Source organism: Leisingera sp. ABM4_060, from assembly GCF_056158765.1.
The window spans coordinates 3105285-3129719 of record NZ_JBSWTX010000001.1; the positions used below are offsets into that span (position 1 = coordinate 3105285).

Annotated in this window: 23 protein-coding genes and 1 pseudogene; 17 read left to right on the plus strand and 7 right to left on the minus strand. The window is 62.0% G+C overall.

Annotation, left to right across the window (positions count from 1 at the left end; translation table 11 throughout):
- Positions 1-10: 10 nt before the first annotated feature.
- On the plus strand, positions 11-1264 hold the full coding sequence (locus tag ACXAEH_RS14845; RefSeq protein ID WP_475035586.1) for a PP2C family protein-serine/threonine phosphatase: 1254 nt from the start codon (positions 11-13) through the stop codon (positions 1262-1264).
- Positions 1265-1344: 80 nt separating this feature from the next.
- On the opposite strand, the gene ACXAEH_RS14850 is transcribed toward ACXAEH_RS14845, so the two are convergent.
- Complete coding sequence (locus ACXAEH_RS14850; protein WP_475033850.1) at positions 1345-1788, minus strand: NUDIX hydrolase; 444 nt, start codon at positions 1786-1788, stop codon at positions 1345-1347.
- Between the two features lie 77 nt (positions 1789-1865).
- Here ACXAEH_RS14850 and hslO point away from each other — a divergent pair, with 77 nt between their 5' ends.
- The 8 genes from hslO to ACXAEH_RS14890 all read left to right on the plus strand — a co-directional run bounded on the left by hslO (position 1866) and on the right by ACXAEH_RS14890 (position 11239).
- Positions 1866-2852, plus strand: coding sequence for an Hsp33 family molecular chaperone HslO (hslO, locus tag ACXAEH_RS14855; RefSeq protein WP_475033852.1), 987 nt, complete (start codon positions 1866-1868; stop codon positions 2850-2852).
- Positions 2827-3450 carry a CoA pyrophosphatase gene (locus ACXAEH_RS14860; protein ID WP_475033853.1) on the plus strand — a complete coding sequence of 208 codons (624 nt, stop codon included), beginning with the start codon at positions 2827-2829 and terminating at the stop codon, positions 3448-3450. Before hslO ends, ACXAEH_RS14860 begins: the two co-directional genes overlap by 26 nt.
- A 2-nt stretch (positions 3451-3452) precedes the next feature.
- Positions 3453-4604: a CCA tRNA nucleotidyltransferase gene (locus ACXAEH_RS14865; protein WP_475033855.1), complete on the plus strand. Its 1152-nt coding sequence runs from the start codon at positions 3453-3455 to the stop codon at positions 4602-4604.
- Positions 4605-4824: 220 nt separating this feature from the next.
- On the plus strand, positions 4825-6663 hold the full coding sequence (locus tag ACXAEH_RS14870; RefSeq protein ID WP_475033856.1) for an ABC transporter ATP-binding protein: 1839 nt from the start codon (positions 4825-4827) through the stop codon (positions 6661-6663).
- Complete coding sequence (locus ACXAEH_RS14875; protein ID WP_475033857.1) at positions 6660-8507, plus strand: ABC transporter ATP-binding protein; 1848 nt, start codon at positions 6660-6662, stop codon at positions 8505-8507. The genes ACXAEH_RS14870 and ACXAEH_RS14875 overlap by 4 nt, the downstream gene beginning before the upstream one ends.
- Before the next feature lie 54 nt (positions 8508-8561).
- On the plus strand, positions 8562-9809 hold the full coding sequence (locus ACXAEH_RS14880) for a class I SAM-dependent RNA methyltransferase (protein ID WP_475033859.1): 1248 nt from the start codon (positions 8562-8564) through the stop codon (positions 9807-9809).
- Position 9810: 1 nt separating this feature from the next.
- A complete protein-coding gene (locus ACXAEH_RS14885) occupies positions 9811-10620 on the plus strand; it encodes an ion transporter (protein ID WP_475033860.1) in 810 nt (269 codons plus the stop codon).
- Positions 10621-10711: 91 nt separating this feature from the next.
- Positions 10712-11239, plus strand: coding sequence for a L,D-transpeptidase family protein (locus ACXAEH_RS14890; RefSeq protein WP_475033861.1), 528 nt, complete (start codon positions 10712-10714; stop codon positions 11237-11239).
- 99 nt (positions 11240-11338) lie between these two features.
- Here ACXAEH_RS14890 and dalA read toward each other — a convergent pair whose 3' ends face one another.
- A complete protein-coding gene (dalA, locus tag ACXAEH_RS14895) occupies positions 11339-11821 on the minus strand; it encodes a divisome-associated lipoprotein DalA (protein WP_475033863.1) in 483 nt (160 codons plus the stop codon).
- A gap of 170 nt (positions 11822-11991) precedes the next feature.
- Here dalA and ACXAEH_RS14900 point away from each other — a divergent pair, with 170 nt between their 5' ends.
- Complete coding sequence (locus tag ACXAEH_RS14900) at positions 11992-12609, plus strand: L,D-transpeptidase (protein WP_475033864.1); 618 nt, start codon at positions 11992-11994, stop codon at positions 12607-12609.
- A gap of 138 nt (positions 12610-12747) precedes the next feature.
- Entirely contained in the window at positions 12748-12930 is a 183-nt protein-coding gene (locus ACXAEH_RS14905; RefSeq protein WP_024092111.1) for a hypothetical protein, read from the plus strand.
- A 78-nt stretch (positions 12931-13008) separates the two neighbouring features.
- On the opposite strand, the gene ACXAEH_RS14910 is transcribed toward ACXAEH_RS14905, so the two are convergent.
- The 3 genes from ACXAEH_RS14910 to ACXAEH_RS14920 all read right to left on the minus strand — a co-directional run bounded on the left by ACXAEH_RS14910 (position 13009) and on the right by ACXAEH_RS14920 (position 18093).
- Positions 13009-16017 (minus strand): aminotransferase class III-fold pyridoxal phosphate-dependent enzyme, encoded by a 3009-nt coding sequence (locus ACXAEH_RS14910; RefSeq protein WP_475033865.1) that lies wholly within the window; start codon positions 16015-16017, stop codon positions 13009-13011.
- 71 nt (positions 16018-16088) lie between these two features.
- Positions 16089-17150 carry a ferrochelatase gene (gene hemH, locus ACXAEH_RS14915; protein WP_475033867.1) on the minus strand — a complete coding sequence of 354 codons (1062 nt, stop codon included), beginning with the start codon at positions 17148-17150 and terminating at the stop codon, positions 16089-16091.
- A gap of 112 nt (positions 17151-17262) precedes the next feature.
- Positions 17263-18093: a methyltransferase domain-containing protein gene (locus ACXAEH_RS14920; RefSeq protein ID WP_475033868.1), complete on the minus strand. Its 831-nt coding sequence runs from the start codon at positions 18091-18093 to the stop codon at positions 17263-17265.
- A gap of 13 nt (positions 18094-18106) precedes the next feature.
- Between ACXAEH_RS14920 and ACXAEH_RS14925 the strand changes: the two genes are divergently transcribed.
- From ACXAEH_RS14925 to ACXAEH_RS14940, 4 genes and pseudogenes are all read left to right on the plus strand, one after another.
- The gene (locus ACXAEH_RS14925; protein WP_475033870.1) at positions 18107-18835 is read left to right on the plus strand and encodes a double zinc ribbon domain-containing protein; all 729 of its coding nucleotides are present in this window, start codon (positions 18107-18109) and stop codon (positions 18833-18835) included.
- 82 nt (positions 18836-18917) lie between these two features.
- Positions 18918-19175, plus strand: coding sequence for a glutaredoxin 3 (grxC, locus tag ACXAEH_RS14930; protein ID WP_039126576.1), 258 nt, complete (start codon positions 18918-18920; stop codon positions 19173-19175).
- A gap of 15 nt (positions 19176-19190) precedes the next feature.
- Positions 19191-20021 carry a carbon-nitrogen hydrolase family protein gene (locus ACXAEH_RS14935; RefSeq protein ID WP_475033871.1) on the plus strand — a complete coding sequence of 277 codons (831 nt, stop codon included), beginning with the start codon at positions 19191-19193 and terminating at the stop codon, positions 20019-20021.
- Positions 20021-20462 (plus strand): annotated as a pseudogene (locus ACXAEH_RS14940) (MarR family winged helix-turn-helix transcriptional regulator). Before ACXAEH_RS14935 ends, ACXAEH_RS14940 begins: the two are co-directional and overlap by 1 nt.
- Before the next feature lie 302 nt (positions 20463-20764).
- Here ACXAEH_RS14940 and ubiG read toward each other — a convergent pair.
- On the minus strand, positions 20765-21511 hold the full coding sequence (gene ubiG, locus ACXAEH_RS14945) for a bifunctional 2-polyprenyl-6-hydroxyphenol methylase/3-demethylubiquinol 3-O-methyltransferase UbiG (protein ID WP_475033872.1): 747 nt from the start codon (positions 21509-21511) through the stop codon (positions 20765-20767).
- A 50-nt stretch (positions 21512-21561) separates the two neighbouring features.
- On the opposite strand from ubiG, the gene pip reads away from it, so the two are divergent.
- Together pip and ACXAEH_RS14955 are read left to right on the plus strand one after the other, a co-directional pair.
- Positions 21562-22542 carry a prolyl aminopeptidase gene (gene pip / locus ACXAEH_RS14950; RefSeq protein ID WP_475033874.1) on the plus strand — a complete coding sequence of 327 codons (981 nt, stop codon included), beginning with the start codon at positions 21562-21564 and terminating at the stop codon, positions 22540-22542.
- Positions 22539-23384: an ABC transporter substrate-binding protein gene (locus ACXAEH_RS14955; protein WP_475033875.1), complete on the plus strand. Its 846-nt coding sequence runs from the start codon at positions 22539-22541 to the stop codon at positions 23382-23384. Before pip ends, ACXAEH_RS14955 begins: the two co-directional genes overlap by 4 nt.
- Before the next feature lie 52 nt (positions 23385-23436).
- Here ACXAEH_RS14955 and ACXAEH_RS14960 read toward each other — a convergent pair whose 3' ends face one another.
- The gene (locus ACXAEH_RS14960) at positions 23437-24375 is read right to left on the minus strand and encodes a c-type cytochrome (RefSeq protein WP_475033876.1); all 939 of its coding nucleotides are present in this window, start codon (positions 24373-24375) and stop codon (positions 23437-23439) included.
- Positions 24376-24435: the final 60 nt, after the last annotated feature.

Here is a 24435-nt window from a genome sequence, read left to right on the forward strand (position 1 = left end):
AGAAAGTTCGATGGACAACGAGGACCACACAGTGGCCGGATCAATACGCCGTGTGCTGGTTGTCGACGACAGCCGATTGCAAAGACGCATCCTTGTGGCCTCCCTCAAGAAATGGGGTTTCGAGGTTGTCGAGGCCGAGAGCGGCGAGGCGGCGATGGAGATCTGCCAGGCGGAAACCCCAGACCTGATCCTCAGCGACTGGATGATGCCGGGCATGAACGGCCTGGAGTTCTGCCGCGCCTTCCGGGACCGGTCCAGCGAAGACTATGCCTATTTCATTCTGCTGACTTCCAAGAGTGAGAAAAACGAGGTTGCCGAAGGGCTTGACGCCGGCGCAGATGATTTCCTGACCAAACCGGTAAGCTCGGATGAGCTGCGTGCGCGAATTTCGGCGGGCGAGCGGATTCTGCGGATGCAGCGGGAATTGTCCGAGAAAAACCGCATTGTCTCCGAAACGCTTGGGGAGCTGCAGCGGGTCTATGACGCGATCGACAAGGACCTGATCCAGGCCCGTAAGATCCAGGAATCGCTGGTCCCGGAATTGTCCAAGGATTTCGGTTCTTCCACTGTCAGCCTGCTGTTGAAACCTTGCGGCCATATTGGCGGCGACCTGGTGGGGATGTTCTCCCCGGGGGTGAATCGAATCGGATTTTATTCCATTGACGTGTCCGGCCATGGCATCACTTCAGCGATGATGACAGCGCGCTTGGGCGGCTACTTGTCCTCGAATTACTTCGACCAGAATGTTGGCATGGAGAAACGCTTTAACCGGTTCTATGCCCTGCGCCAGCCAGAGGAAGTCGCGGGTCTGCTGAATGCAAGGCTAATCGCCGATACCGGCATCGAAGAATACTTCACCATGGCCTATTGCATCGCCGACTTGCGCAGCGGTGTGGTCAAGATGGTGCAAGCTGGCCATCCGCACCCTCTGCTGCTGCGTAAAACCGGCGAGCTGGAGTTTATCGGCAAGGGCGGTGTCCCGGTGGGGCTGGTGCCCGACATCGGCTACACTCAGGAAGAATTCACCATGGAGCGGGGCGACCGGCTGCTGCTGTTCTCGGATGGTTTTACCGAGGCACGGCTGGAAGACGGCTCGATGCTGGAGCCTGAGGGCCTGCTCGAGCTGATTGGAAAATGCAGCCCGGATCAGAGCGGCAAGGAGTTCCTTGATGATCTCTACTGGCATCTGACCCAAGTGATGAGCAAGGAACACGGGCTCGAGGACGACGTCTCAGCCACTCTGTTCGAATATCAGGGCCCCTAAGTTTCCCAAACAGCGCTTTGCCAGAGGTACCCCGGCCGCGGCTGGGCTTTTGTATTTTCCAAGGGAGGGCTGCAGGCTCCCTAAAGACGGGCTGCCAGTTGTGCCGCGAAATGGCGGTCACCGGCGTTGCCCAGCCGGATTGCTGCGTCCTGCGGGTCCATCCACAGCGCCTCATGCCCTTCTTCCAGCGGCGGGCCGATCCGGCGCAGGGGCCTGGCCATATAAATATGGCAGAGTTTTTCCGCCCATAGTTCATATTCCGGCATATAGGCAAAGCGCCGGAACACACCCAGCTTGCGCGGCGTGGAGATCTTCCAGCCGGTTTCCTCGTAAACCTCGCGGTGCAGGGCGGGAATGGGCGATTCGCCCGGATCTATACCTCCGCCGGGCAATTGCAAATCGGGGTCCGGATCATACTGGCAGGTGACCAATAGCTTGCCGTTCCGCGGCAGCAGCGCATAGGCACCCGGGCGTCTGCGGTAGGTCCGGCCTTTTTGAGGCGTCTCGCCAAAACGTCTGATCACGGGTCTGCCTCTTCACTCTGGTGCGGTTTCTCCTATATAGCCCCGGTATGCCAATCCCCGGCGCGTAAGGAAACCCCATGACCATTGGTTCGAAAATCGCGTGGGACGACACCGTCCTGCCCTTCCAGCTTGATGCATCCGACATGCGCGGCCGCGTGGCGCGGCTGGATGGTGTGCTGGATGGTATCCTGAAACAGCATGACTACCCGTCAGTGGTCGAGGCGCTGGTCGCAGAGATGGCGCTGCTGACGGCGCTGATCGGCCAAACCATTTCGCTGCGCTGGAAGCTGTCGCTGCAGGTGCAGTCCAAAGGCGCGGTGCGGATGATCGCAACCGATTACTATGCGCCGCAGAAGGAAGGCGAGATCGGTCAGATCCGCGCCTATGCCAGCTTTGACCGTGACCGGCTGACCGATGGCGACCCGTTCGAGCAGGTGGGCGAGGGCTATTTCGCCATCCTGATCGACCAGGGCAACGGCACCCAGCCGTACCAAGGCATCACGCCGCTGGCCGGCGGTTCGCTGAGCGCCTGTGCCGAGGCCTATTTCGCCCAGTCCGAGCAGCTGCCGACCATGTTCAAGCTGAGCTTTGGCAAATCTGCCGAACCCGGCGTGGCCGAGCATTGGCGCGCTGGCGGTGTCATGCTGCAGAGTATGCCCAAGGCGTCGCCTTTTGCCGCCCAGGGCGAAGGGTCCGGCGAGGTCCTGCAAGCCAGCGATCTGGTTTCCGGCGACGAGGAAGAGAACTGGAACCGTGCCACCATGCTGCTGAACACGGTAGAAGCACTGGAGCTGATCGGTCCTTCGGTCACCCCGACTGATCTGCTGATCCGATTGTTTCACGAGGAACAACCGCGGGTCTATGACTTCCAACCGGTCCGGTTCGGCTGCACCTGCTCGGAAGACCGGGTGCGCCAAAGCCTGTCGATCTACTCGTCCAAGGACATCGAAAAGATGACCACCGACGATGGCCGGGTAACCGCCGACTGCCAGTTCTGCGGTGCGCATTACGATCTGGACCCGTCCTCGCTCGGGTTTGATGCGGATAATCCGCCCAGTGAGTGAAACCGCCCAGGATCTCACCGAAAGACTTTCCGCCGCGCTGGGCAAACAGGGCGGCGGCTCCTCTGATTTTGACCTCAACCCGGGCACCGTGCTGCCGGAAGGGCGAAAGCTGCGGCCTGCCGGGGTGCTGGTGCCAATCTGCCTTGCCACCGGTGCACCGCGGTTGATCCTGACCAAACGGTCCTCGGCGCTGAAACACCACCCGGGCCAGATCGCCTTTCCCGGCGGCAAGGTGGACGCCGGCGACGCCGACGCCTGCGCCGCGGCGCTGCGCGAGGCCTGGGAAGAGATCGGACTGCCGCAAGACCTGCCGGAAATCATCGGCTGCCTGCCGGAGCATGAGACAGTAACCGGGTTCGCAGTGACTCCTGTTGTTGCGCTGATCCGAGAAGACTTTACCGCCCGCCCGGAAGCGGGTGAAGTGGTGGAGGTGTTCTCTGTCCCGCTCTCCCATGTGCTGAACCCGGAACACTACATCGTGGAATCCCGGCGCTGGCGCGGCACCCGCCGCCGCTATTATACCGTACCTTATGGCCCCTATTACATTTGGGGTGCCACCGCGCGGATGCTGCGCGGACTGGCGGCGCGGATGGAGTGACAATGCGGATAGATCAGCCCTGGCTGAACGACCCGGCAACCCAGGCGGTTTGCACGGCGGTAACGGCAGACGGCGCGCAGGTGCTTTTTGTGGGCGGCTGCGTGCGAAATGCGCTGCTGGGCGAGCCGGTCTCGGATATGGACATCGCCACCGATGCCTTGCCGGACCAGGTGATAGAACTGGCCGCACGGGCGGGGATCAATGCGGTTCCGACCGGCATTGACCACGGCACCGTGACGCTGGTGAAACACGGCATCCCACATGAGATCACCACCTTCCGCAAGGATGTGGCAACTGACGGCCGCCGTGCGGTGGTGGCCTTTTCGAATGACCTTGCCGAGGACGCTCGCCGCCGCGACTTCACCATGAACGCGATTTACGCGCGCCCGGATGGCGAGGTGGTGGACCCGCTGGGCGGGATGGCAGACCTGCAGGCGCGCCGGGTGCGGTTTATCGGCACCGCGGAGAACCGCATCCGCGAGGATTACCTGCGGTCTTTGCGGTATTTCCGCTTCCATTCCTGGTATGGCGATCCTGCCGCAGGATTTGATGCGGATGCTTTGGCAGCAATCGCCTCAAACCTGGATGGGCTGGCGACACTGTCCAAGGAGCGCGTCGGCGCCGAGCTGCTGAAACTTCTGACTGCGCCGGATCCCGCGCCTTCGGTTGCGGCAATGCGGCAAGCGGGTGTCCTGGCACAAGTCCTGCCGGGCGCGGATGACCGTGCTTTGGCACCGCTGGTTCACCTGGAAGGGGACCGGACCGCGTCCAGTATCCGCCGCCTGGCGGCGCTGGGCGGAGAGGGGCCGCAAGAGGCCTTGCGGCTCAGCAAGGCGCAGACGTCCCACCTGAAGGCCATCCGCGAAGCCGCAGCAGGCACGTCCGGGCCGGGGGAGCTGGGCTACAGGCTGGGCGCAGAACAGGCATTGGATGCGCTGCTGCTGCGTGCTGCTATGCTGGAACAGCCGGTTTTGTCCAATTTAGAGACTAGAATTACCCTTGGTGCAAACGCCGTCTTCCCGGTGAAAGCCCGCGACCTTTTGCCGGATATCAAAGGGCAGGCGCTGGGCGCGGCGCTGAAAAACCTTGAGGCCGAGTGGATTGCCTCAGGTTTCACGCTCAGCCGTGAAGCGCTGCTGGACACCCTCCACTGACACCCTCTGTCAGCAGCGTCACAACCGCAAGGGGGTGACAAAACCAAAAATCTTGCGTACGCATAGGGCAGCCACCACATGACGGGAGGAATGCTGATGTATTACGGGATCTGGTTTCTCTAACGCCTGAGACCTTGCCCCGTTGGACGTGGGAGCCTTGGGCGGCCCGCTGTCTTCATCTGTATTCCAACATTAATGCTCGAACGCCTGGAGCACCCGCATGTTTCGCTTCTTTGAAAACCTGATTGATCCTTATTGCGCCTACCCTGAGACCGACACGCCGCCGACGCGGCTGTGGCCGTTCCTGCGCGATTTTTCCAAGCCCTTCAAAACCGTCTTTATCCTGACGGCGCTGATGTCGGTGATTGTTGCCGCCATCGAGGTCGGGCTGATCTATTACATGGGCCGGGTGGTGGACATCATGTCCGGCACGCCCGAGCAGGTCTGGGAAAACTACGGGACCGAGTTGATCCTGGTGGCCTTGTTCATCCTGCTGCTGCGGCCGTTGATCCAGTTCCTGGACGTGGTGCTGCTGAACAACGCGATCCTGCCGAACTATGGCACGCTGATCCGCTGGCGCGCGCATAAGCACGTGCTGCGCCAGTCGGTGGGCTGGTTTGAAAACGATTTTGCCGGCCGCATTGCCAACCGGATCATGCAAACTCCTCCCGCCGCAGGCGAAGTGATCTTTCAGGTGTTCGATGCGATCACCTTCTCGCTGGCCTATCTGGCCGGCGCGGCGGTGCTATTGCTGGTCGCTGATATCCGGCTGATGCTGCCACTGGCGATCTGGTTTGGCCTTTACGCGCTTTTGGTGATGTGGACTGTCAAGCGGGTGGGGCCGGCCAGCCAGGCGTCCTCGGATGCGCGCTCCACCGTGACGGGGCGGGTGGTCGACAGCTATTCCAATATCCATTCGGTTAAGATGTTTGCCCATCACGACCACGAGCTGACCTATGCCCGGGATGCGATCGAAAACACCCGCAAGACGTTCCAGGCGGAGATGCGGATTTTCACCGTCATGGATGCGGCCTTGGTTACGCTGAACGGGCTGCTGATTGTCGGCGTGGTCGGCTGGGCGGTGATGCTGTGGATGCAGGGAACGGCGTCGGTTGGACTGGTTGCGGCTGCCACGGCGCTGACCCTGCGGCTGAATGCAATGACCGGCTGGATCATGTGGGCGCTGACCTCCTTCTTCCGCCAGTTGGGGGTCGTGGCGGAGGGCATGGAAACGATTGCCCAGCCCATCGACCTGGTCGATGCCGCCAATGCGGACCCGCTGCGGCTGGCGGAAGGTAAGATCGAGCTGCGCAACCTCTCGCATCATTACGGGCGTGAGGCTGGCGGTTTGGATAAGATCAGCATGACCATCCGCCCGGGTGAGAAGATCGGCCTGATCGGGCGGTCGGGTGCGGGCAAGTCGACACTGGTGAAGCTGCTCTTGCGGTTCTATGACGCCGAAAGCGGCCAGATCCTGATCGACGGCCAGGACATCCGTGCGGTGACGCAGGACAGCTTGCGCAGCCGGATCGGCATGGTGCAGCAGGACAGCGCGCTGATGCACCGCTCGGTGCGGGATAACCTGCTCTATGGCCGGCCCGATGCCACCGAGGAGCAAATGATCGCTGCCGCCAAACAGGCGCAGGCGCATGACTTCATCCTGGATCTGGAGGACCCGCAGGGGCGCAAGGGATATGACGCCCACGTGGGTGAGCGCGGGGTGAAACTGTCCGGCGGCCAGCGCCAGCGGGTGACGCTGGCGCGGGTAGTCTTGAAGGACGCGCCGATCCTGGTGCTGGACGAGGCAACCTCGGCGCTGGATTCCGAGGTGGAAGCGGCCATTCAAGAGACCCTCTACGGCATGATGCAGGGCAAGACGGTGATCGCTATTGCACATCGCCTGTCCACCATTGCGCAGATGGACCGTATCCTGGTGATGGATCAGGGCCGTATAGTTGAAGAAGGCTCGCATGAGGCGCTATTGGAGGCGCAGGGGCTTTATGCACAGCTCTGGGCGCGCCAGTCCGGCGGCTTTCTGAACATCGAGGCAGCAGAATGAACATTGGCAATCTGATTGACGCCTTCCGCCCGGCCGAGGGCCCGCCGCCGCAGCAGCTGGGAGCGTTCCTGCGCTGGTGCCTGTCCGGGGCCTGGCCGATGCTGTTCATGGCGGCGGCTTTCTCGGCCCTGGCCGGCGGGATGGAGGCAGGCACCGCCTTTATTCTCGGCATGGTGATCGACACCGCCATTGCCAGCGGGCCGGAGAAGTTCTTCTCCGCGAGCAATGTCGCGGTGATCGCTCTGGCGCTGGGCTTTTTCCTGTTTGTGCGCCCGGTGCTGTTCGGCCTGTCTGCGGCCTCCAACGCCATCGTGGTGCAGCCCAATGTGAACCCTCTGGTGCTGTCGAGGCTGAACCGTTGGACACTGGGCCAGTCGGTACGGTTTTTCGACGATGACTTTGCCGGCCGGATTGCCCAAAAGCAGATGCAAACGGCCACGGCGGTGACCTCTGTCACCACTGAGATGATCAATGTGGTGGCCTTTGCCTTGGCATCGCTGGCGGGCTCATTAGCCTTGTTAGGCTCTATTGATTGGCGCATCACCGGCGTATTTCTGGCTTGGCTGATTGGCTATTTTGCGCTGATCCGCTGGTTCCTGCCGCGCGTGCGCAAACGGTCCGGCGCGCGGGCCGGCGCGCGGGCGATGGTGACCGGCCAGGTGGTCGACTCGATCACCAACATCAAGACGGTAAAACTGTTTGCCCATGCTGACCACGAGGAGCGCACTGCCCAGGACGCCATGGTCTCCTTCCGGGAAAAGTCGCTGCATTTCGGCTATCTCTCGGCCAGCTTCCGCTTCTGCCTGATGTGCCTGGCGGGTATCCTGCCGGTGCTGCTGATCGGCGCGACCTTGTTCCTGTGGCAGTCCGGCACCGCCACCGAAGGCGACATCGTGGCTGCGGGCGCGGTATCGATCCGCATTGCCCAGATGACCGGCTGGGTCAGCTTCACGCTGATGGCGATTTATGCCAACGTGGGTGAGATCGAAAATGGGATGAAGACTCTTTCGGTACGTGAGCGGGTCGAGGATGCTCCGGATGCCACAGAGCTGCAGGTCAGCGAGGGCGGCATTGTCTTTGACCAGGTGGAGTTTGCCTATGGCCGCGATGTGGGCGGGGTGCAGGGCATAAGCCTGACCATTCACCCGGGTGAGAAGCTCGGCATTGTTGGGGCATCCGGGGCCGGGAAATCGACTCTCGTTTCACTGCTTCTTCGGCTCTATGATGGGGAAAAGGGGCAGATCCGGATTGATGGCCAGGATATTTCCGGCGTCACTCAGAACTCTCTGCGCAGCCAAATCGGCATGGTCACCCAGGAAACCGCGATGTTCAACCGCTCGGCGCGGGAGAACATTCTTTATGGCAGACCGGATGCGTCGGAAGATGAATTGATCGCCGCGGCGGAAAAGGCTGAGGCGCATGAATTCATTACCGAGCTGCAAGACGGGCAGGGGCGCCAGGGCTATGATGCCTATCTGGGCGAACGCGGCGTGAAGCTCTCGGGCGGTCAGCGGCAGCGGATTGCCTTGGCCCGCGCCATCGTCAAGGACGCGCCGATCCTGGTGCTGGATGAGGCGACCTCGGCGCTGGATTCCGAGGTCGAGGCCGCGATCCAGGCCGCCTTGCACCGGGTCATGGACGGCAAGACGGTGCTGGCGATTGCGCACCGGTTGTCGACGCTCAGCGAGATGGACCGGATTGTCGTGATGGAAAAGGGCCGGATCGCCGAAAGCGGCAGCCACGAGGAACTGCTGGCCAAAGGCAGGCTTTATGCTCAGTTCTGGGCGCGCCAGTCGGGCGGCTTTATCTGCACCGATGACGACGCGGCTGAGGCAGCTGAATAGAATTCCCCGTTCATTTTGCTTTTGCTGATCCATGCACCGCGCTATGGAGCGGCCATGACTGACGCAGCCAGAACCACAGCAACGATCAGCCGGCTGGGCCATCAGGGCGATGGCGTGGCCGATGGCCCCTTGTTTGCCCCGCGCACGCTGCCGGGAGAAACCGTCTCCGGCATCACCGAGGGCAGCCGCCTGACCGGCATCCGGATCGAGACACCGTCTGAGCACCGGGTGCAGCCGCCCTGCCGCCATTACAAATCCTGCGGCGGCTGCCAGTTGCAGCACGCCAGCGACGGTTTTGTGGCGGAGTGGAAGACGGATGTGGTGCGCAATGCGCTGACAGCGCAGGGGCTGGAGACAGAGTTCCGCTCCATCCACACCTCGCCTTCACGCTCCCGCCGCCGTGCGACGCTGGCGGTGCGGCGCACCAAGAAGGGGGCGATGGCCGGGTTTCATGGCCAGGCGTCGGATGTGATCACCGAAATTCCGGATTGCCAGTTGCTGGAACCTGCCTTGATGGCGGCGATTCCGGTGGCCGAGGCGCTGGCGCTGGCCGGCGCCAGCCGCAAGACGCCGCTGGCGGTGACAGTCACCATCTCCGAGGCCGGGCTGGACATGCTGGTCAAGAACGGCAAACCGCTGGACGGGCCGTTGCGCATTGAGCTTGCGCAGCTGGCGGAGAAGCACAGGGTCGCCCGGCTGACCTGGGATGACGAGCCGGTGGCGATGGAACAGCCGCCGGTGCAGGCCTTTGGCGCGGCCCGAGTTTGCCCGCCGCCGGGTGCCTTCCTGCAGGCAACGCGCGATGGCGAGGAGGCGTTGCTGGCCGGCGTCCTGGAAATCACCAAGGGCGCCAAGCGGATTGTGGATCTGTTTGCCGGCTGCGGCACCTTTTCGCTGCCCTTGGCGCAAACGGCCGAGGTGCACGCGGTGGAAGGCGAGCGCGAAATGGTGGCGGCGCTGGATGCCGGCTGGCGCAAGGCCAAGGGGCTGAAGAAGGTGACCACCGAAGCCCGCGACCTGTTCCGCAACCCGCTGCTGCCCGAAGATCTGAACCCCTTTGGCGCCGCCTTTGACGCGGCACTGATCGACCCGCCCCGGGCCGGTGCCGAGGCACAGGTTGCGCAGCTGTCCAAGGCCCGCACGCCGGTGATCGCCTATGTCTCCTGCAACCCGGTGAGCTTTGCCCGTGACGCAAAGACCCTTGTCTCGGCGGGCTACAGCCTTGATTGGGTGCAGGTTGTTGACCAGTTCCGCTGGTCGGCCCATACCGAACTGGTTGCGCGATTTACCCTGGAAGACTGAGATGACCGATACGCAAGCGACTACCCCGACCCGCCGCCTGGCAGCCATTCTGGACAGCGACGGCTTTGGCCGGTTCATTACTGCAGTCATTCTGGTCAATGCTGTCACGCTGGGGCTGGAGACGGCGCCTTCGGTGATGGCCAAGGTTGGCGGCCTGATCCATCTGATTGACTACATCTGCCTGTCGATCTTTGTGGTGGAGATCCTGGCCAAGCTCCTCGTGCGGCGGCACCGGTTTTTCCTGAGCGGCTGGAATGTGTTTGATTTTGTGATTGTTGGCATTGCGCTGGCCCCCGGCACCCAAGGGTTGTCGGTCTTGCGGGCACTGCGGATTTTGCGGGTGCTTCGGGTGATCTCGGTGGCGCCGCGGCTGCGCCGGGTGGTCGAAGGTTTTATCACCGCGCTGCCGGGCATGGGCTCGGTGTTCCTGCTGATGGCGATCATTTTCTACATCGGCTCGGTGATCTCGACCAAGCTGTTCGGACAGGACTTTCCGGAATGGTTCGGCGATTTGGGCCTCAGCGCCTATTCCCTGTTCCAGATCATGACCTTGGAAAGCTGGTCGATGGGGATCGTGCGTCCGGTGATGGAAGTGCACCCGCATGCCTGGGCGTTCTTCGTGCCCTTCATCATGGTGACGACCTTTGCGGTGGTAAACCTGCTGGTCGGCTTGATCGTGAACTCGATGCAGGATGCCCACGGCGAAGAAGAAGGCGAGCGTACCGATGCCTACCGGGATGAAGTTCTGAACCGGTTGGAAGCGATTGAACAGAAGCTTTCCGGCTTGTCCGGGCCGCAAAAAAACTCCTGATCGGGCAGGATGGCAGGAAAATGTGAATTTTCTTAATGCTGGTTTCGCGGTATGGGCTGAATAGAGGCAAAAAAGAACTACAGGCTCAACAATGGACAGAAGGGCATTTGGAATCGGTGCCGCGGCCAGCTTGGCGCTGGCGGGCTGCAGCAATGCGGGCGGTGTGGTAAGCAGATTTAAGACCTATGAAGGCCCCCAGGTCACTTCGGTGGTGATCAACAAGGGTGCGCGCAAACTGTATCTGCTGCACAATGATGAAATCCTGCGGGAGTACGAAGTCGAGCTTGGCTTTGCACCGCTGGGGCACAAGCAGTTCGAGGGGGATGGCAAGACCCCGGAAGGCACCTATGTAGTCGACCGGCGCAACCCGAACAGCCGGTACCACCTGTCGGTTGGAATTTCCTACCCCAATGTGCAGGACCGAGCACATGCGCAGGCGCAGGGCAAGCGGCCCGGCGGAGAGATCTTTATCCACGGCCAGCCGAACAACGCCAAGGAGCGCAAGCGCGCGGCGCGGGTGGACGACTGGACTGCGGGTTGCATTGCCGTGACGAATGAAGAGATCGAGGAGATCTATGCGATGGTGCAGAACGGCACTACCATCGCGCTGCGGCCCTGATCAGGCACCGGCGGGCTCCCGCGCCTGCAGAAGCGCCGGCAGGGCCGGCCCCCTTGGCAGCCTTGGGCGTGACGCCGTGCCGATGCACGGCGCACCGGCTCAATTGGCCATGATCATTGTCCACCAGATCTTGCCGTTGTCTTCCTGGAACCAGGAAAACCCCATGTTCACGGCCTTGGGATCAAGGATCACCGCCCGGGTGGCCGGCTGTTCCAGCCAGGCGGTCAGGGTCTGCTGCTCGTTCTCGTAGGTCTCCGAGATATTCTCGCCCAAAAGCGTGCCTGTGTAGCCCGCACGGGCAATCCGGTCCAGGGGCGAGGAGCCGTCGGAGCCGAAGTGCCAGGGCCGGTTCTGCACCGACATGTCCCGGGAGTGTGTGGCGGCAGCGGCAGTCAATTCTGCATTCAGCTGAACAGCTTGCGAACCAGAGGCCTGACGCAGCGCATTGACGGAATCGAGCATCCGGATCTGAACTTTGTCTGCATTCCGGATCCGGTAGGCGCCGCCGGTTTCAGTTGCCGGCGTACAGGCCGCCGCAAGAGTCAGGATTGCAGCAGCTGCCAGCAGAAATACGCGTTTCATAGTGCTCTCTCGCTCCGTCAGTTGCAGTTGGACTTATCCTTCCTGTGGCAGAGGTGCAAATGGGCCGGCAGAAATATGCGGATGCGCGGGGCGGATTGGTTTGCGACTGCGGCTTTCCGGTCATAAACTGCGGCAACCCCGGAACCCGGTTGCGCAAGTTGGAATGAGTGATGTCCCGAAATCTATTTAAAAATCTCAGCAGGCGGCAGTTCATTGCCGGCAGTGCTGCCCTGACGGCTTCTCCTGTCATTGCACAGGAAGAAGGTGACGAGACACAGCAGGCCTTCGATCCGCTGCGCCCGCCGCCGGAGCCGGAACCGCCGGTACAGCGCAACATTTCCGCCTTCCGCGCCAAATCCTGGACGCCTTATTTCGACAATCTGCGCAATGGGGCAATCCTGGTCGATATCGACAGCCGGGCGCTGCATTACTGGTCGCAGGACGAAAGCACCTACAAGCTGTTCCCGTCGTCGGTGCCGCTGTCGGATGACCTCACCCGCCGCGGCCGCACCCAGATCGTGCGCAAGGTTGAGGGGCCGAGCTGGGCACCAACTCCAAACATGCGCAAGCGCAATCCGGAGTGGCCGGCCTTCATCCCGCCGGGGCCCGACAATCCGCTTGGCAGCCATGCGCTGTACCTGAGCTGGAAGTACTACCGCATTCATGGCACCCATGATACGCGTAAGATCGGCCGGAAATCTTCCAACGGTTGCATCGGTCTTTACAATGAGCATATTGCCGAATTGTTCAGCCTGGCCAAAGTCGGCACGCAGGTGTTGCTTATTTGACGACACGGGCGCGGGCGCTAAGCTGTTAACTATAACAAGCAATTGCAATCCCGCATTTTTGCTGGTTAGAAAAAATTACGAGGTAAGTCTTGGGTGCGTGGATCAGTTGTTTGGTCCGCGCAAATTCTGGAGGTTAACATGAAAAAACTCGTTATCGCTGCTGCGCTGACCGCTGCTGCTTCGACCGCCACTGCTGGCAACCTGTCCGAGCCGGTTGTTGAACCGCCGGTCATCGTCGAAGAAGCACAGGGCTCTTCCAGCGGCATCCTGCTGCCGCTGCTGCTGCTGGTTCTGGTTGGCGCAGCTGTTGCATCGAACTAATTTCGATACACGGTTACAGAAAAGGCGGTGGTATCCCACCGCCTTTTTTGTTGCCTGATTGCAGGAGGTGAAGGGGGGTCAGACTGCCGCCACTTCAGCAAGGATCTTGTCCAGCACTGTGACGATCATCTGCGCGTCCTCAGCTTCGATGGTCAAAGGCGGCCGGATTTTCAGAATGTTGTCCTTGGGACCCTCACTGCCGATCAGAATGCGGTGGTCGCGCATCCGGTTCTTAACGTAGGCGCAGATCTCTGTGGCTTCCGAGCCGTCCGGGTTGATCAGCTCCAGCCCCAGAAACAACCCCATACCCCGGACGTCGCCGACACAGGCGTGTTTCCGCTCTGCTTCCCGTAAACCTTCGATCAGCACGGCACCCACAGCCTCGGCATTTTCCTGCAGCCCTTCGTCGTCAACGATATCCAGCACTTCCTTGCCAGTCCGGCAGGAAAGCGTCGAACCGCCGAAGGTTGAGAAGAACTCGATGCCATTGTCAAAGCTTTCTGCGATGGCCTTGGTCGTCGCCAGCACACCCAAGGGATGGCCGTTGCCAATGGGTTTGCCCATCACCACGATGTCCGGCAGTGCGCCCTGGTGTTCGAAGCCGAAGTAATACTTGCCCAGACGGCCGAGCCCCGTTTGCACTTCATCAGCGATACAAACGCCGCCGGCGGCCCGGATTTTCTCATAGGCTGCGGGCAGGTAGCCTTGGGGCGGAATGATCTGGCCGCCGACCGAAGGGAAGGTTTCCGCAATGAAGCCGGCCACGCCGTGGCCCTTTCGTTGCAGATTCGCGATGGCCGGGTCTACCAGATCCGCGAATTTTTGTGCTCGGTCTGGATCACCGCGGCGGAAGGAGCCGCGGTAGTCATCGGCGACCTCCACCAGTTCGACCCAGCCGGCCTGGCCAACACCGCCGGGCTTGTTGAACTTATAAGCCGAGATGTCGATCGCGCCCGTGGTGTTGCCATGGTAGCCGTGGTCCGGCGTTACCATGCCTTTGGCACCGGTATGGGCACGGGCCAGGCGCAGGGCCAGCTCGTTGGCCTCAGTGCCGGAATTGACAAAGAAGCAAACCTCGAAGTGATCCGGCAGCTTTGACAGGATCTTGTCTGCAAAGGCAGTTTGCGCCGGATGTAGATAGCGGGTGTTGGAGTTCATCCGCTTAAGCTGGTCTGACGCGACGGCCTGGATGCGGGGATGCGCGTGGCCGACGTGGGGGACGTTGTTGTAGGCGTCCAGATAGGGGCGGCCCCATTCGTCAAACAAATGGTGCTTCCAACCCCGCACCAGCATCACCGGGTCGTTGTAGGTGAGGCTGAGGTTGCCGCCGAAATGTGCGCGGCGCCCTTCCAGAACCTTCTCCTTGTCGGTGGGGTGATAGCGGACCTTTTCGTCCGGCAGGTTCAGCAGCGCGGCCGGGTTCGGGCAGACTGCGCGCCATAGATACATCTCGTCCGGATCGCCGACGCCGGGCCAGTCGGCCTCGATCCCTTCGGTCGTCAGTGCCAGTTGGAAATGTACATGCGGCGCCCAGCCGCCATTTTGACTGGGATCGCCCAGGCAACAGAATTCCTCTCCCTGTTCCACCACGTCACCAGGTTTCAACCGGTCGAGGAATTCCGGGTTCAGATGGCCATAGAGCGTATAGAACGGATCCCCCTCAGGCGTTTCATGGCGCAGGATGATCACCCCGCCGTAGTCCAGATGCCCGGCCCGGTATTCAGCCACGAAAACCTCGCCGCGCAAGGGGGCAAACATCGGTGTGCCGGCCGGTGCAAATGCGTCGACGGCAAGATGCACCGTGCGGCGGTCGCTGGCCTTCCACGGCCCCTTGCGGAATGCCGGCTCCGCATAGATCAACCTCGGTTCGTGATAATAGCCGAGCCAGATACGGCCATTGTCCTCGAACTCCTCACCAACCCTGGCGGCTTCCTCCAGCGGCATGTTAAACGGGTTCTGCGGCCAGGTGGAGTGTTCGACGGAGAGCGAGCCCATCGGTGCATCCGCCAGATCCTCGCCCATCAGCGGCGCGAAATTGCCGCGCTCCTGTTCCAGCCAGGCCATCACGCGGTCAGCTCCGTCTACCACGGGCAGGCCGCAGGCGGCGCGCAGCCGGGCGGTCAGCAGGCCGCCATGCAAGGCATTGCCTTCCAAGAACCGCCAAGCCGGGGCTTGCGAGATGGTGATATAGGGATCGTCCGGATTGTCCGCTGCCATCAGGGTCGAGTTCACCACGCTGACCGCCAGCCGCATACGCAGCAACGGCCAGACCATGTCCACTTCAGCGGGTGTCAGCGGATAGGCCTGGTGATAGCCTGCCACCAGGGAAGCAAGGGCTGCTTCGGGGACAGAATGGTCCAGCACGATATAGGCCGCGGCAATCGCCAAGTCGCAAACACGCGGTGCGGCGCACATGTCGCCGAGGTCAATGAGGCCGGACACCCGGCGCGGCTCACCCAATTGGCCCGCCACAATGATGTTGTAGTCATTGGCGTCATTGTGGATGGCCTGTTTGGGAAGTTCGGCCAAAACAGGCTCAAACTTGGCAAAATTGGCGAAAATATCTTCCAGGATCGCGCGGCGCGCAGGGTCGTTGACGCAGGAGAGCTGATCGGTGACCCATCCCGCACGCATCAGGTCCCATTTGAATTCGCGCTCCAGCCCTTCGTGCCGGAAATCCGCCAGCGCCTTGGCTGAGCCGCCCAGAACCTGGCCGATCTCATGGATCAGAGCATCGGTTTTGGGTTCTACCTTTGCATAGCAGCGCCCGGGCAGCTGGTTCAGCAGCCAGACCAGCCGGTCCTTGCCGACTTCATCCGTGATCGTCATCAGGGATTCACCGTCGGCGGAGGCAATCACCCGCGGGCAAGGCAGACCGGGCTGGCGGGCGGCGATGTGTTCGAACGCCTTCACCTGCATGTCGACTAGCCAAGTCTCGCAGCCGGGGCGCATGGCTTTCAGGATGTATCCCTGGCCATCCGCTCCCTTAGCCAGGAAGTTCAGGTCGTATTCCCCATCGAGGCGGGTCAGCTCCGCCTCGATGCCCCAATGCTGTTTCAGGGCGGCGGCCCAATGCGCAAGCGTCATCCAAACTCTCCCCGGTCTGCCGGTGTGCCCGGCGATCCAATATTGGATCCTATGTGGACCGGGAGGGGCGTTTAGTCCAGCCAGCCTTTCAGGTTCTGCTCAATTACGCCTGCCAGTGCCGTAATGTGATCCTCATCATCGTTGAGGCAGGGAATATAGAGGAAGTCCTCGCCGCCCGCGTGCTTAAAGCTTTCGCGGATCTCTTCATTGATCTCTTCCAAGGTCTCGATGCAGTCGGCTGAAAACGCCGGGGCGATTACCGCAATATTCTTCTTGCCCTCTTTTGCCAGCGTGGCGACGTGATCCACCGTGTAGGGTTTCAGCCATTCCTCGGGGCCGAACACCGACTGGAAGGTGGTTGTGATCCGGGTGTCGTCCCAGCCCAGTCGTTCTTTCAAGAGCCGCGTCGTCTTTTGGCACTGGCAGTGGTAGGGATCGCCCTGCATCAGATAGCGCTTGGGCATCCCGTGGTAGGAGACCACGAGGATGTCAGGGCGCTTTTCTGCTTTGGCATAGGCTTCTTCAACCGAACGCGCCAAAGCGTCGATATAGGCGGGCTGATCGAAATAGGGTTCGATGGTGCGGGCCGCGGGCTGCCAGGGCTCTTCCATCAGCGCGCGGAAGAATTGGTCATTTGCGGTGCCGGAGGTTGCGCCGGCATATTGCGGGTAAAGCGGCACAAACAGGATCTTCTGGCAGCCGGCTTTCACCATTTCCCGCACCTTGGACTTGGTCGACGGGTTACCGTAGCGCATGCAGAATTCGACCATCACCTGATCGCCGTAGCGCACTTTCATCACCTCTGCCATCTTGGCGGTCTGGTCCTTGGTGATGGTCATCAGTGGGCTTTCGCCCTTGTCGTGATTCCAGATCGACTTGTACGCCGCGCCCGAGGAGAACGGCCGCTTGGTCAGGATGATCAGTTGCAGCAGCGGCTGCCATTTCCAGGACGGATAGTCGATCACCCGCTTGTCGGACAGAAACTCGCTCAGATACCGGCGCATCGGCCAGTAGGAATAGTCGTCTGGTGTGCCGAGGTTGGCCAGCAGGATGCCGATCTTTTCTGCCGGGATCTCGGGATGGTCGGCAGGGGCATGGGCAGGGCATTTGGCGGTCCGGGCGGCGTCCAGCATGGGCGGGTCCTGTAGGGCTTGGAAATTCGGTGAATGGTGGGAAGGTACTGTCTTTACGGGCGAAAGGCCAATTGGATCACATTGGCGCAGCCATAGGTGCAGATTATCGGGATCAGAGTTTGGATTCCGGCACTTTCAGCGCATCAGCCAACCGCATCTGGGCAGAGCCGGGGCGCAGGGGTTTCTGCTGGCTGTCCGACGGCGACCAGCCTGTTAGGCAAACCAGCTCGAACGTGGCAGGCAGCCGGCCCTCGGCATTGGCGAAGTGTTCCCGGTAGATTTGGTCGGCCAGCTGGAACAGCGCCCGCGGCGCCGGTTGTTTCAGGCGCTGGGCGAGGGCGTTGGTCTCTCCCATGCCGCGCAGGTCGTGGACCAGGTGGGTCAGGTCGCGGTACTCGGCGGTGAGCGGCACCAGGTCGGCCACCGGCAAGGCGAACCCGGCCCGTTGCAGCAGCCCGCCCAGGTCGCGGATCTCTCCCATCGGCGCGACCCGCGGCGACAACCCGCCCATCACCGCGGTCTCAGCCTCGGCCATGGCGGCGCGCAATTCGTGCAGGGTCTGGCCACCCAGCAGGACCACTAGCAGAAGACCGTCTTCCTTCAGCGCACGGCGGCATTGGATAAGCTGGCCGACCGGATCATTGGCCCAATGCAGGGCCATGGCGTGGATCACCACGTCATGCGCGCCTTCCGCCAGTGCCAGCACATCATCGTCCAGAACAAATTTGGCACCAGGCAGGAAACCCTCCCAGACTTCGGGGAACGGGCAGACCACGGCTGGCGCTGTAAAGGATCTGTTAACCAAGCTCAGGCGATCCTTGGCCTCGTCCCGTGCCATCTGATGCAGGAACAATGCGTCCGCGTTTCGGCGGGCACGGCGGGCCGCCAAAGCGCGGCGGTCGAAAAGCTGCTGAGGCGCCTGATTTCCGGGTGCTTGTGTCATGGGGGCTATTTAGATGCTGCTGACCGGGATTCAAACAGCTGTTTCGCTGATTTACCCATCCCAATGCATGGGCTGCGGCGGGCTGGTGGATAGCGACTTTGGCCTCTGTGGCACCTGCTGGGCGGATATGCATTTCGTCAGCGGCACAGTGTGCGAGGCCTGCGGAGTACCGCTGCCCGGAGAGGGGGATGGTTTCCGGCTGGAATGCGACAGCTGCCTGCGCCACCCGCGGCCATGGAGCCAGGGCCGGTCGGCGCTGCTCTATGAAGGGCAGGGGCGCAAGCTGGTGCTGGGCTTGAAGCACGGCGACCGGACCGAAATTGCGCAGACGGCGGCAGTCTGGCTGGAGCGGGCGGCGCAGCCTTTGCTGCAGGATGACCCGCTGCTCTGCCCGGTGCCGCTGCATTGGACGCGCCTTTTGAAACGTAAGTACAACCAGTCGGCTTTGCTGGCGGACGCACTGGCGAAACGCAGCGGCTTGGACCATTGCCCGGATCTGCTCGTCCGCGCGCGGCACACCCCGGCGCTGGAGGGGAAGACGCGGGATCAGCGCTATCAGCTTCTGGGCACCGCAATCACGGCGCATCCGCACCGGCTGGAGCGGGTCAAGGACCGCGTTGTCCTGATCGTGGATGACGTGATGACCTCCGGCGCGACGCTCAGCGCCTGCACCGATGCTTGCCTGCAGGCAGGTGCCGCGGAGGTACGGGTCGCGGTGCTGGCCCGGGTCACGCAAGCGTGAGGCAAAGCGCCGCCCTCTGGCAATTGTTGCAATGAACCCCCAATTCCTCCAAAACCTTGCAAACCAGATCATGGGGTCCTGAATGAAAACCGTTGAAATCTACACTTCGCCTCTCTGCGGCTTCTGCCACGCGGCCAAGCGCCTGCTGAACCAGAAAGGCGTCAGCTTTTCCGAAGTCAACGTGCTGGCAGAGCCGGGCCGCAAGGCGGAAATGATCGAGCGCGCCAATGGCGGCCGCACCGTGCCGCAGATCTTCATCGGCGACACCCATGTCGGCGGCTGTGACGACCTTTATGCGCTGGAGCAGGCGGGCAAGCTCGACCCGTTGCTGGCGGCCTGAACCCGGAGACCTGATATGCGCACAGCTTTGCTGCAAATGACATCCACCGACATTCCAGCTGAAAACCTGGAAACGGTACAGGAGATGATCGCGGAGGCTGTGCGCGGCGGGGCGGGTTTTGTACTGACGCCTGAGGTCACCAATTGCCTCTCCGGCAGCCGCACCCATCAGAACGGCGTGCTGTGCCATGAAGAGGACGACCCGACCCTGGCCGCCTTGCGCGATGAGGCTGCCAAACACGGCATCTGGCTGCTGCTGGGCTCGCTGGGTATCAAGACGCACGACGACGATGGCCGCTTTGCCAACCGGCAGTTCCTGATTTCCCCCACGGGCGAGATTAAAGCGCGCTATGACAAGATCCACATGTTCGACGTGGAGGTCACGCCCGAGGAAACCTACCGCGAATCCGATGGCTACCGCCCGGGCACCCAGGCGGTTGTGGCGGAAACGCCCTTTGCCAGTATCGGCATGACCATCTGCTACGATGTGCGCTTTCCGCATCTGCACCGGGCCCTGGCCAAGGGCGGGGCGCAGATCATCACCGCGCCGGCGGCGTTCTCCTATGTTACCGGGGCTGCGCATTGGCATTCGCTGCTGCGTGCCCGCGCGATCGAGACCGGATGCTTTGTGCTGGCTCCGGCCCAGACCGGCAAGCACCCTGCTTCCCGCGGGCCAAGCCGCAAGACCTACGGCCATTCGCTGGCCGTGGCGCCCTGGGGCGAGGTGCTGGCCGATGCGGGTCAGGAGCCGGGCGTGACTTTCGTTGATCTCGACCTGGAAAAAGTGGCAGAAGCACGCAAGCGCGTGCCTTCCCTGACCCACGACCGGGAGTTTGACGGACCCTGATGGACGAGACCAATTCCCTGGCGGTATCGCTGTTCAGCGAAATACTCATGGCTGACCAGCTGGCCCGGTCCCGCCTCAGCAAAGTGCTGCCCAAGGGGATGGAGCTGTCGCATTTCTCGGTGCTGAACCATCTGGCCCGCGCGGGGCTGGAACGCTCGCCTGCACAGCTGGCCAAGGCGTTTCACGTGACCCGCGGCGCAATGACCAACACGCTGAACAAGCTGGAGGTGGCCGGCTGACATCCATGTCCGCCCCGACTGGGACGACGCGCGCCGCAAGATGGTGGCGATCAGTCCGGCCGGCAAGCAGGCCCGCGATGCGGCGCTGGCGGGGATTATTCCAGTGATTTCTGAGGTGGTCGGCGAGCTGGGAAGCGACCGGGTCCGCGCGACACTGCCGATCCTGCGTGAGCTGCGCGGGAAGCTGGAAGAAAGCGGCTGAGGCTGCTTTTCAGCGCCAAATCCTGCCTGAATAACAAGAAGGACGCCTGCAAGCAGGCGCCCTTCTCCCCCATCGATCCCCATCATCCGTGAGTGGCGGTCTCGAAAACCTCTGGGCGGACCCACCAGTGGAGGTGGTAAGAATTTCACTCGGTTCCAGGGCTTAGCCCCGTACAGACCGGATAGTATTCCATATCCGTTATCCGACGATAGCAAGCGGTGCCGGAGACCCAAAGCGCGCAAAGGGATTACTCCCTATCCTTAAGGATAGGGATCGGATCCTTGCACCAATGAATGCAGGCGTCAGCGGGGTTTCACACTGGCGGTCACGTAGTTCACCGACAGGTCGCGCTCGGAGATCGACCAGTTCCAGGTGATCGGGTTGAACACGAACCCCTTGCGGTCCACCGCGTTGAGACCCGCCTTGCGCAGCAGTTCGAACAGCTCATCCGGGGTGATGAATTTGGACCACTCATGGGTGCCGCGCGGCAGCCAGCGCATGATCACCTCGGCCCCGAAAATCGCCACGGCAAAGCTCTTGGGATTGCGGTTGATAGTCGAGCAGATCAGCAGCCCGCCGGGTTTCAGCAGCTGCTGGCTGGCGGTGAGGAAACCCAGCGGATCCGCCACATGTTCGACCACTTCCATATTCAGCACCACGTCGAACTGCTCACCGGCATCCGCCATCGCCTCGGCGGTGGTGTGGCGGTAGTCGATTTCCAGCCCGGACTGCTCGGCATGAATGCGGGCGACCGGCAGATTGCCCTCGGCGGCATCGGCGCCGACCACGGTTGCGCCCAGCCGCGCCATCGGCTCGCTCAGCAGCCCGCCGCCGCAGCCGATATCCAGCAGGCGCAGGCCTTCGAACGGGCGCCGTGACGTGAGGTCGCGGCCGAACTCGCCGGCGATCTGGCTGGTGATATAGTCCAGGCGGCACGGGTTCAGCATATGCAGCGGCTTGAACTTGCCGTTCGGATCCCACCACTCCGCTGCCATCGCCTCGAATTTGGCGACTTCCGCAGGGTCGACTGTGGATTGATGCGCTTGCATTCCTGTCTCCGTGTGCTCTTTTGTAGTCTGACGTTTCACTAAGGTCAGTAATGGATAGATACCCGGACCAAAAGCGCGCTGTGCATTATCTTTACCCGCCGGTCGAGCCCTTTGACCAGCGCATGATCGACGCAGGCCAGGGCCACCGCATATATGCCGAGCAAAGCGGCAATCCCAATGGCATTCCCGTGATCGTGTGCCATGGCGGCCCCGGCGGCGGCAGCAGCCCGGCAATGCGGCGGTATTTCGATCCGGATGTGTACCGAATCATCCTGTTCGACCAGCGCGGCTGCGGCCGCTCGCGCCCCTATGCCTCCTGCGAGGATAACACCACCTGGCATCTGGTTGCCGACATGGAGCTGATTCGCCGTCAGTTCGGTATCGAATCCTGGATCCTGTTCGGCGGCAGCTGGGGGGCGACCCTGGCGCTGATCTATGCCCAGACCCACCCGGACCGGGTTCAGAACATCATCCTGCGCGGCGTCTTCCTGATGACCAAGGGCGAGCTGGACTGGTTCTATGGCGGCGGCGCCGGCAAGTTCTGGCCCGAAACCTGGGCAAAATTCGTCTCCCTGGTGCCGGATTCCGAGCGCGGCGACATGATCGGGGCCTACAACAAGCGGCTGTTTTCCGGAAACCTGGATGAGGAAGTGCGTTTTGGCCGTGCCTGGTCAGCCTGGGAGAACGCGCTGGCCTCGGTGCATTCAAACGGCCAGAGCGGCGACAGCCCCGGCGATTACGCCCGCGCCTTTGCCCGGCTGGAGAACCACTATTTCATCAATCACGGCTTCCTGGATTACGACGGCCAGATCCTCGCCAACATGGGGCGGATTTCGCATATTCCGGGGGTGATCGTGCAGGGCCGTTACGACATGATCTGCCCGCCGTCCTCTGCCTGGAAATTGAACGAACTGTGGCCAAATGCGGAGTTGAAGATGGTGCGCAATGCCGGCCATGCTTTGTCGGAGCCGGGAATCAGCGCTGAGCTGGTCCGGGCGATGGACCGGATTGCAGGGGAGCTTGTCCGATGACACGCATCGACCGCCGCGCGCTGTTTACTTCAGGTGCTGCAGCCGCCTTGCTGGCAGCGGCCGGCGGGTCGGTCAATGCTGCGCCTAAGACCGGCGGCGTGCTGCGTCTGGCGGTACCACGTGATGGCCGCATGCTGGAGCAAGCGGCCCGCGGTGCGGTCTATGACACGCTTACCGAAATTGCTCCTGACGGGCTGTTGCGCGGTGAGCTGGCCACGGCCTGGCAGTCCACAGCGGATGCGCGGACCTGGACATTTGATCTGCGCGAGGGTGTGGCTTTCCATGATGGCGCACCGCTGACGGCTGAGGACGCCGCTGCTTCGCTCACATCCCAGGGTATCACCGGAGCAGAGGTGCAGGCGGTCACGGCGCTGGGCAGCCAGCAGCTGCTGGTCGAGCTGGCACAGCCCAATCCGCATCTTCCCTATCTGTTGGCCGGAGCTGATCAGATGATTGCCCCCGGCGGCGAGTTGCCGGTTCCGCTGGCCGAGGCCGTAGGCACCGGCTGCTACAAGGTGGAGCGCGGCCAGGAGGACCGCCACTTCCGCGCCTCCAAAGTGGCGGGTCACTACAAATCCGGCACGGCCGGCTGGGCGGATACGGTCGAGATTATTGTGATCCCTGACGCTGCTGTCCGCGCCGAAGCGCTGCGCGATGGGTATGTCGACGTGGCCGCTCTGCCGGAACCGCGCGGCCTGCTGAAACGGGGCGAGTTCCTGTATCATCCCTCCTCCAGCGATATGGCGCTGGCGGCCCGGCACAGCGTCGGCATTCCCCGAAAGGTGGGCCAGCGCGCACCGCTGGACGATGGCCGCATCGCCGAACGCTGGTGGCTGGCCTAGGCACGCAGTTTGGGGGAGGCCTTTTGGCGGCCATCCCCCCTGCTCGATGTTCTCAGCTTTCCTGCCGGATGTAGGCGATCACGTTCTGGATATCCTCATCCTTTTTCAGCCCGCGGAACCCCATGCGGTTGCCCGGCACCACGCCCTTGGGATCGGCCAGAAAGGCGGCAAGCTGATCTTCGCTCCAGGTCAGGTTGGCCTCCTGAAAGGCGCTTGAGTATTTGAAGCCGCCGACGGCGGCAGAGCCGGTGCCGATGATGCCATGCAGGCTGGGTCCGGCGCCGTTCTTGCCTTCGTCAAAGCTGTGGCAGGCCTGGCATTTGCGGAACACTTTCTTGCCCTTGGCCGGATCGCCGGCCAGTGCGACCTCAACTTCTTCCTGCGCTGGTGCCGCCTGCGCGGTGTCGCCGTCGCTTTCAAAAACAAAGCGGGCCGTCACAGGCACCGTGCGGGTAATGCCAGATAGCTTGGCCAGCTCCTGCAGAATGTCGACGCCTTTGGAGAGCCCTGCATCCTCAACGCCCAGAAACAGCAGATCGTTGGTCGAAACCATCACCTTGCGCTCCGACAGGCGGGCCACGAACATTTCGGTTTCCACTGCAATTTCACGGCCCAGAAGGCTCAGCTTGCCTTCCACATCCGCCACCATGGTGCCGCCGGCAGGCAGAGCCTCCAGCGCGGCCATGTCGACCTGCGCCGACAGCGTCGCCTCGCCTGCGCCCTTGAACACATGCTCGATCATCCGTTCGTTGCGGATATCAATGAAGGTCTCCACCGACGGCAGCGAGATCGACACTTTCACCATGCCGTCCTTGCTCACCGTGCCAGACAGCTCCTCGAAACTGTTCACTTCGCCGACGCTGTCCTTCTTGATCGAACCATACGCGAGTTTGGAGCTGGCCCCATCCAGCACCCAGCCGCCTGCCAGCGCCGCCTGGCCTGCAAAAACCAGCGCTGCAACGGAAACGCCACGAAACAGTGAGTTGAGCATCCTATGTCCTTCCGATTATCAATGTTCTTGTGGCGCGGCATTTCAGCCGGCCCTGGGATC

Coding starts and splice junctions, on each gene's coding strand:
- dalA (WP_475033863.1), bottom strand. CDS start 11,821: ATGAAACGCGTATTTCTGCTGGCAGCTGCTGCAATCCTGACTCTTGCG.
- pip (WP_475033874.1), top strand. CDS start 21,562: ATGGATAGATACCCGGACCAAAAGCGCGCTGTGCATTATCTTTACCCG.
- ACXAEH_RS14900 (WP_475033864.1), top strand. CDS start 11,992: ATGTCCCGAAATCTATTTAAAAATCTCAGCAGGCGGCAGTTCATTGCC.
- grxC (WP_039126576.1), top strand. CDS start 18,918: ATGAAAACCGTTGAAATCTACACTTCGCCTCTCTGCGGCTTCTGCCAC.
- ACXAEH_RS14925 (WP_475033870.1), top strand. CDS start 18,107: ATGCTGCTGACCGGGATTCAAACAGCTGTTTCGCTGATTTACCCATCC.
- ACXAEH_RS14870 (WP_475033856.1), top strand. CDS start 4,825: ATGTTTCGCTTCTTTGAAAACCTGATTGATCCTTATTGCGCCTACCCT.
- ACXAEH_RS14865 (WP_475033855.1), top strand. CDS start 3,453: ATGCGGATAGATCAGCCCTGGCTGAACGACCCGGCAACCCAGGCGGTT.
- ACXAEH_RS14885 (WP_475033860.1), top strand. CDS start 9,811: ATGACCGATACGCAAGCGACTACCCCGACCCGCCGCCTGGCAGCCATT.
- hemH (WP_475033867.1), bottom strand. CDS start 17,150: ATGCTGGACGCCGCCCGGACCGCCAAATGCCCTGCCCATGCCCCTGCC.
- ACXAEH_RS14960 (WP_475033876.1), bottom strand. CDS start 24,375: ATGCTCAACTCACTGTTTCGTGGCGTTTCCGTTGCAGCGCTGGTTTTT.
- ACXAEH_RS14845 (WP_475035586.1), top strand. CDS start 11: ATGGACAACGAGGACCACACAGTGGCCGGATCAATACGCCGTGTGCTG.
- ACXAEH_RS14910 (WP_475033865.1), bottom strand. CDS start 16,017: ATGACGCTTGCGCATTGGGCCGCCGCCCTGAAACAGCATTGGGGCATC.
- ACXAEH_RS14955 (WP_475033875.1), top strand. CDS start 22,539: ATGACACGCATCGACCGCCGCGCGCTGTTTACTTCAGGTGCTGCAGCC.
- ACXAEH_RS14935 (WP_475033871.1), top strand. CDS start 19,191: ATGCGCACAGCTTTGCTGCAAATGACATCCACCGACATTCCAGCTGAA.
- ACXAEH_RS14880 (WP_475033859.1), top strand. CDS start 8,562: ATGACTGACGCAGCCAGAACCACAGCAACGATCAGCCGGCTGGGCCAT.
- hslO (WP_475033852.1), top strand. CDS start 1,866: ATGACCATTGGTTCGAAAATCGCGTGGGACGACACCGTCCTGCCCTTC.
- ACXAEH_RS14905 (WP_024092111.1), top strand. CDS start 12,748: ATGAAAAAACTCGTTATCGCTGCTGCGCTGACCGCTGCTGCTTCGACC.
- ACXAEH_RS14875 (WP_475033857.1), top strand. CDS start 6,660: ATGAACATTGGCAATCTGATTGACGCCTTCCGCCCGGCCGAGGGCCCG.
- ACXAEH_RS14860 (WP_475033853.1), top strand. CDS start 2,827: ATGCGGATAATCCGCCCAGTGAGTGAAACCGCCCAGGATCTCACCGAA.
- ACXAEH_RS14920 (WP_475033868.1), bottom strand. CDS start 18,093: ATGACACAAGCACCCGGAAATCAGGCGCCTCAGCAGCTTTTCGACCGC.
- ubiG (WP_475033872.1), bottom strand. CDS start 21,511: ATGCAAGCGCATCAATCCACAGTCGACCCTGCGGAAGTCGCCAAATTC.
- ACXAEH_RS14890 (WP_475033861.1), top strand. CDS start 10,712: ATGGACAGAAGGGCATTTGGAATCGGTGCCGCGGCCAGCTTGGCGCTG.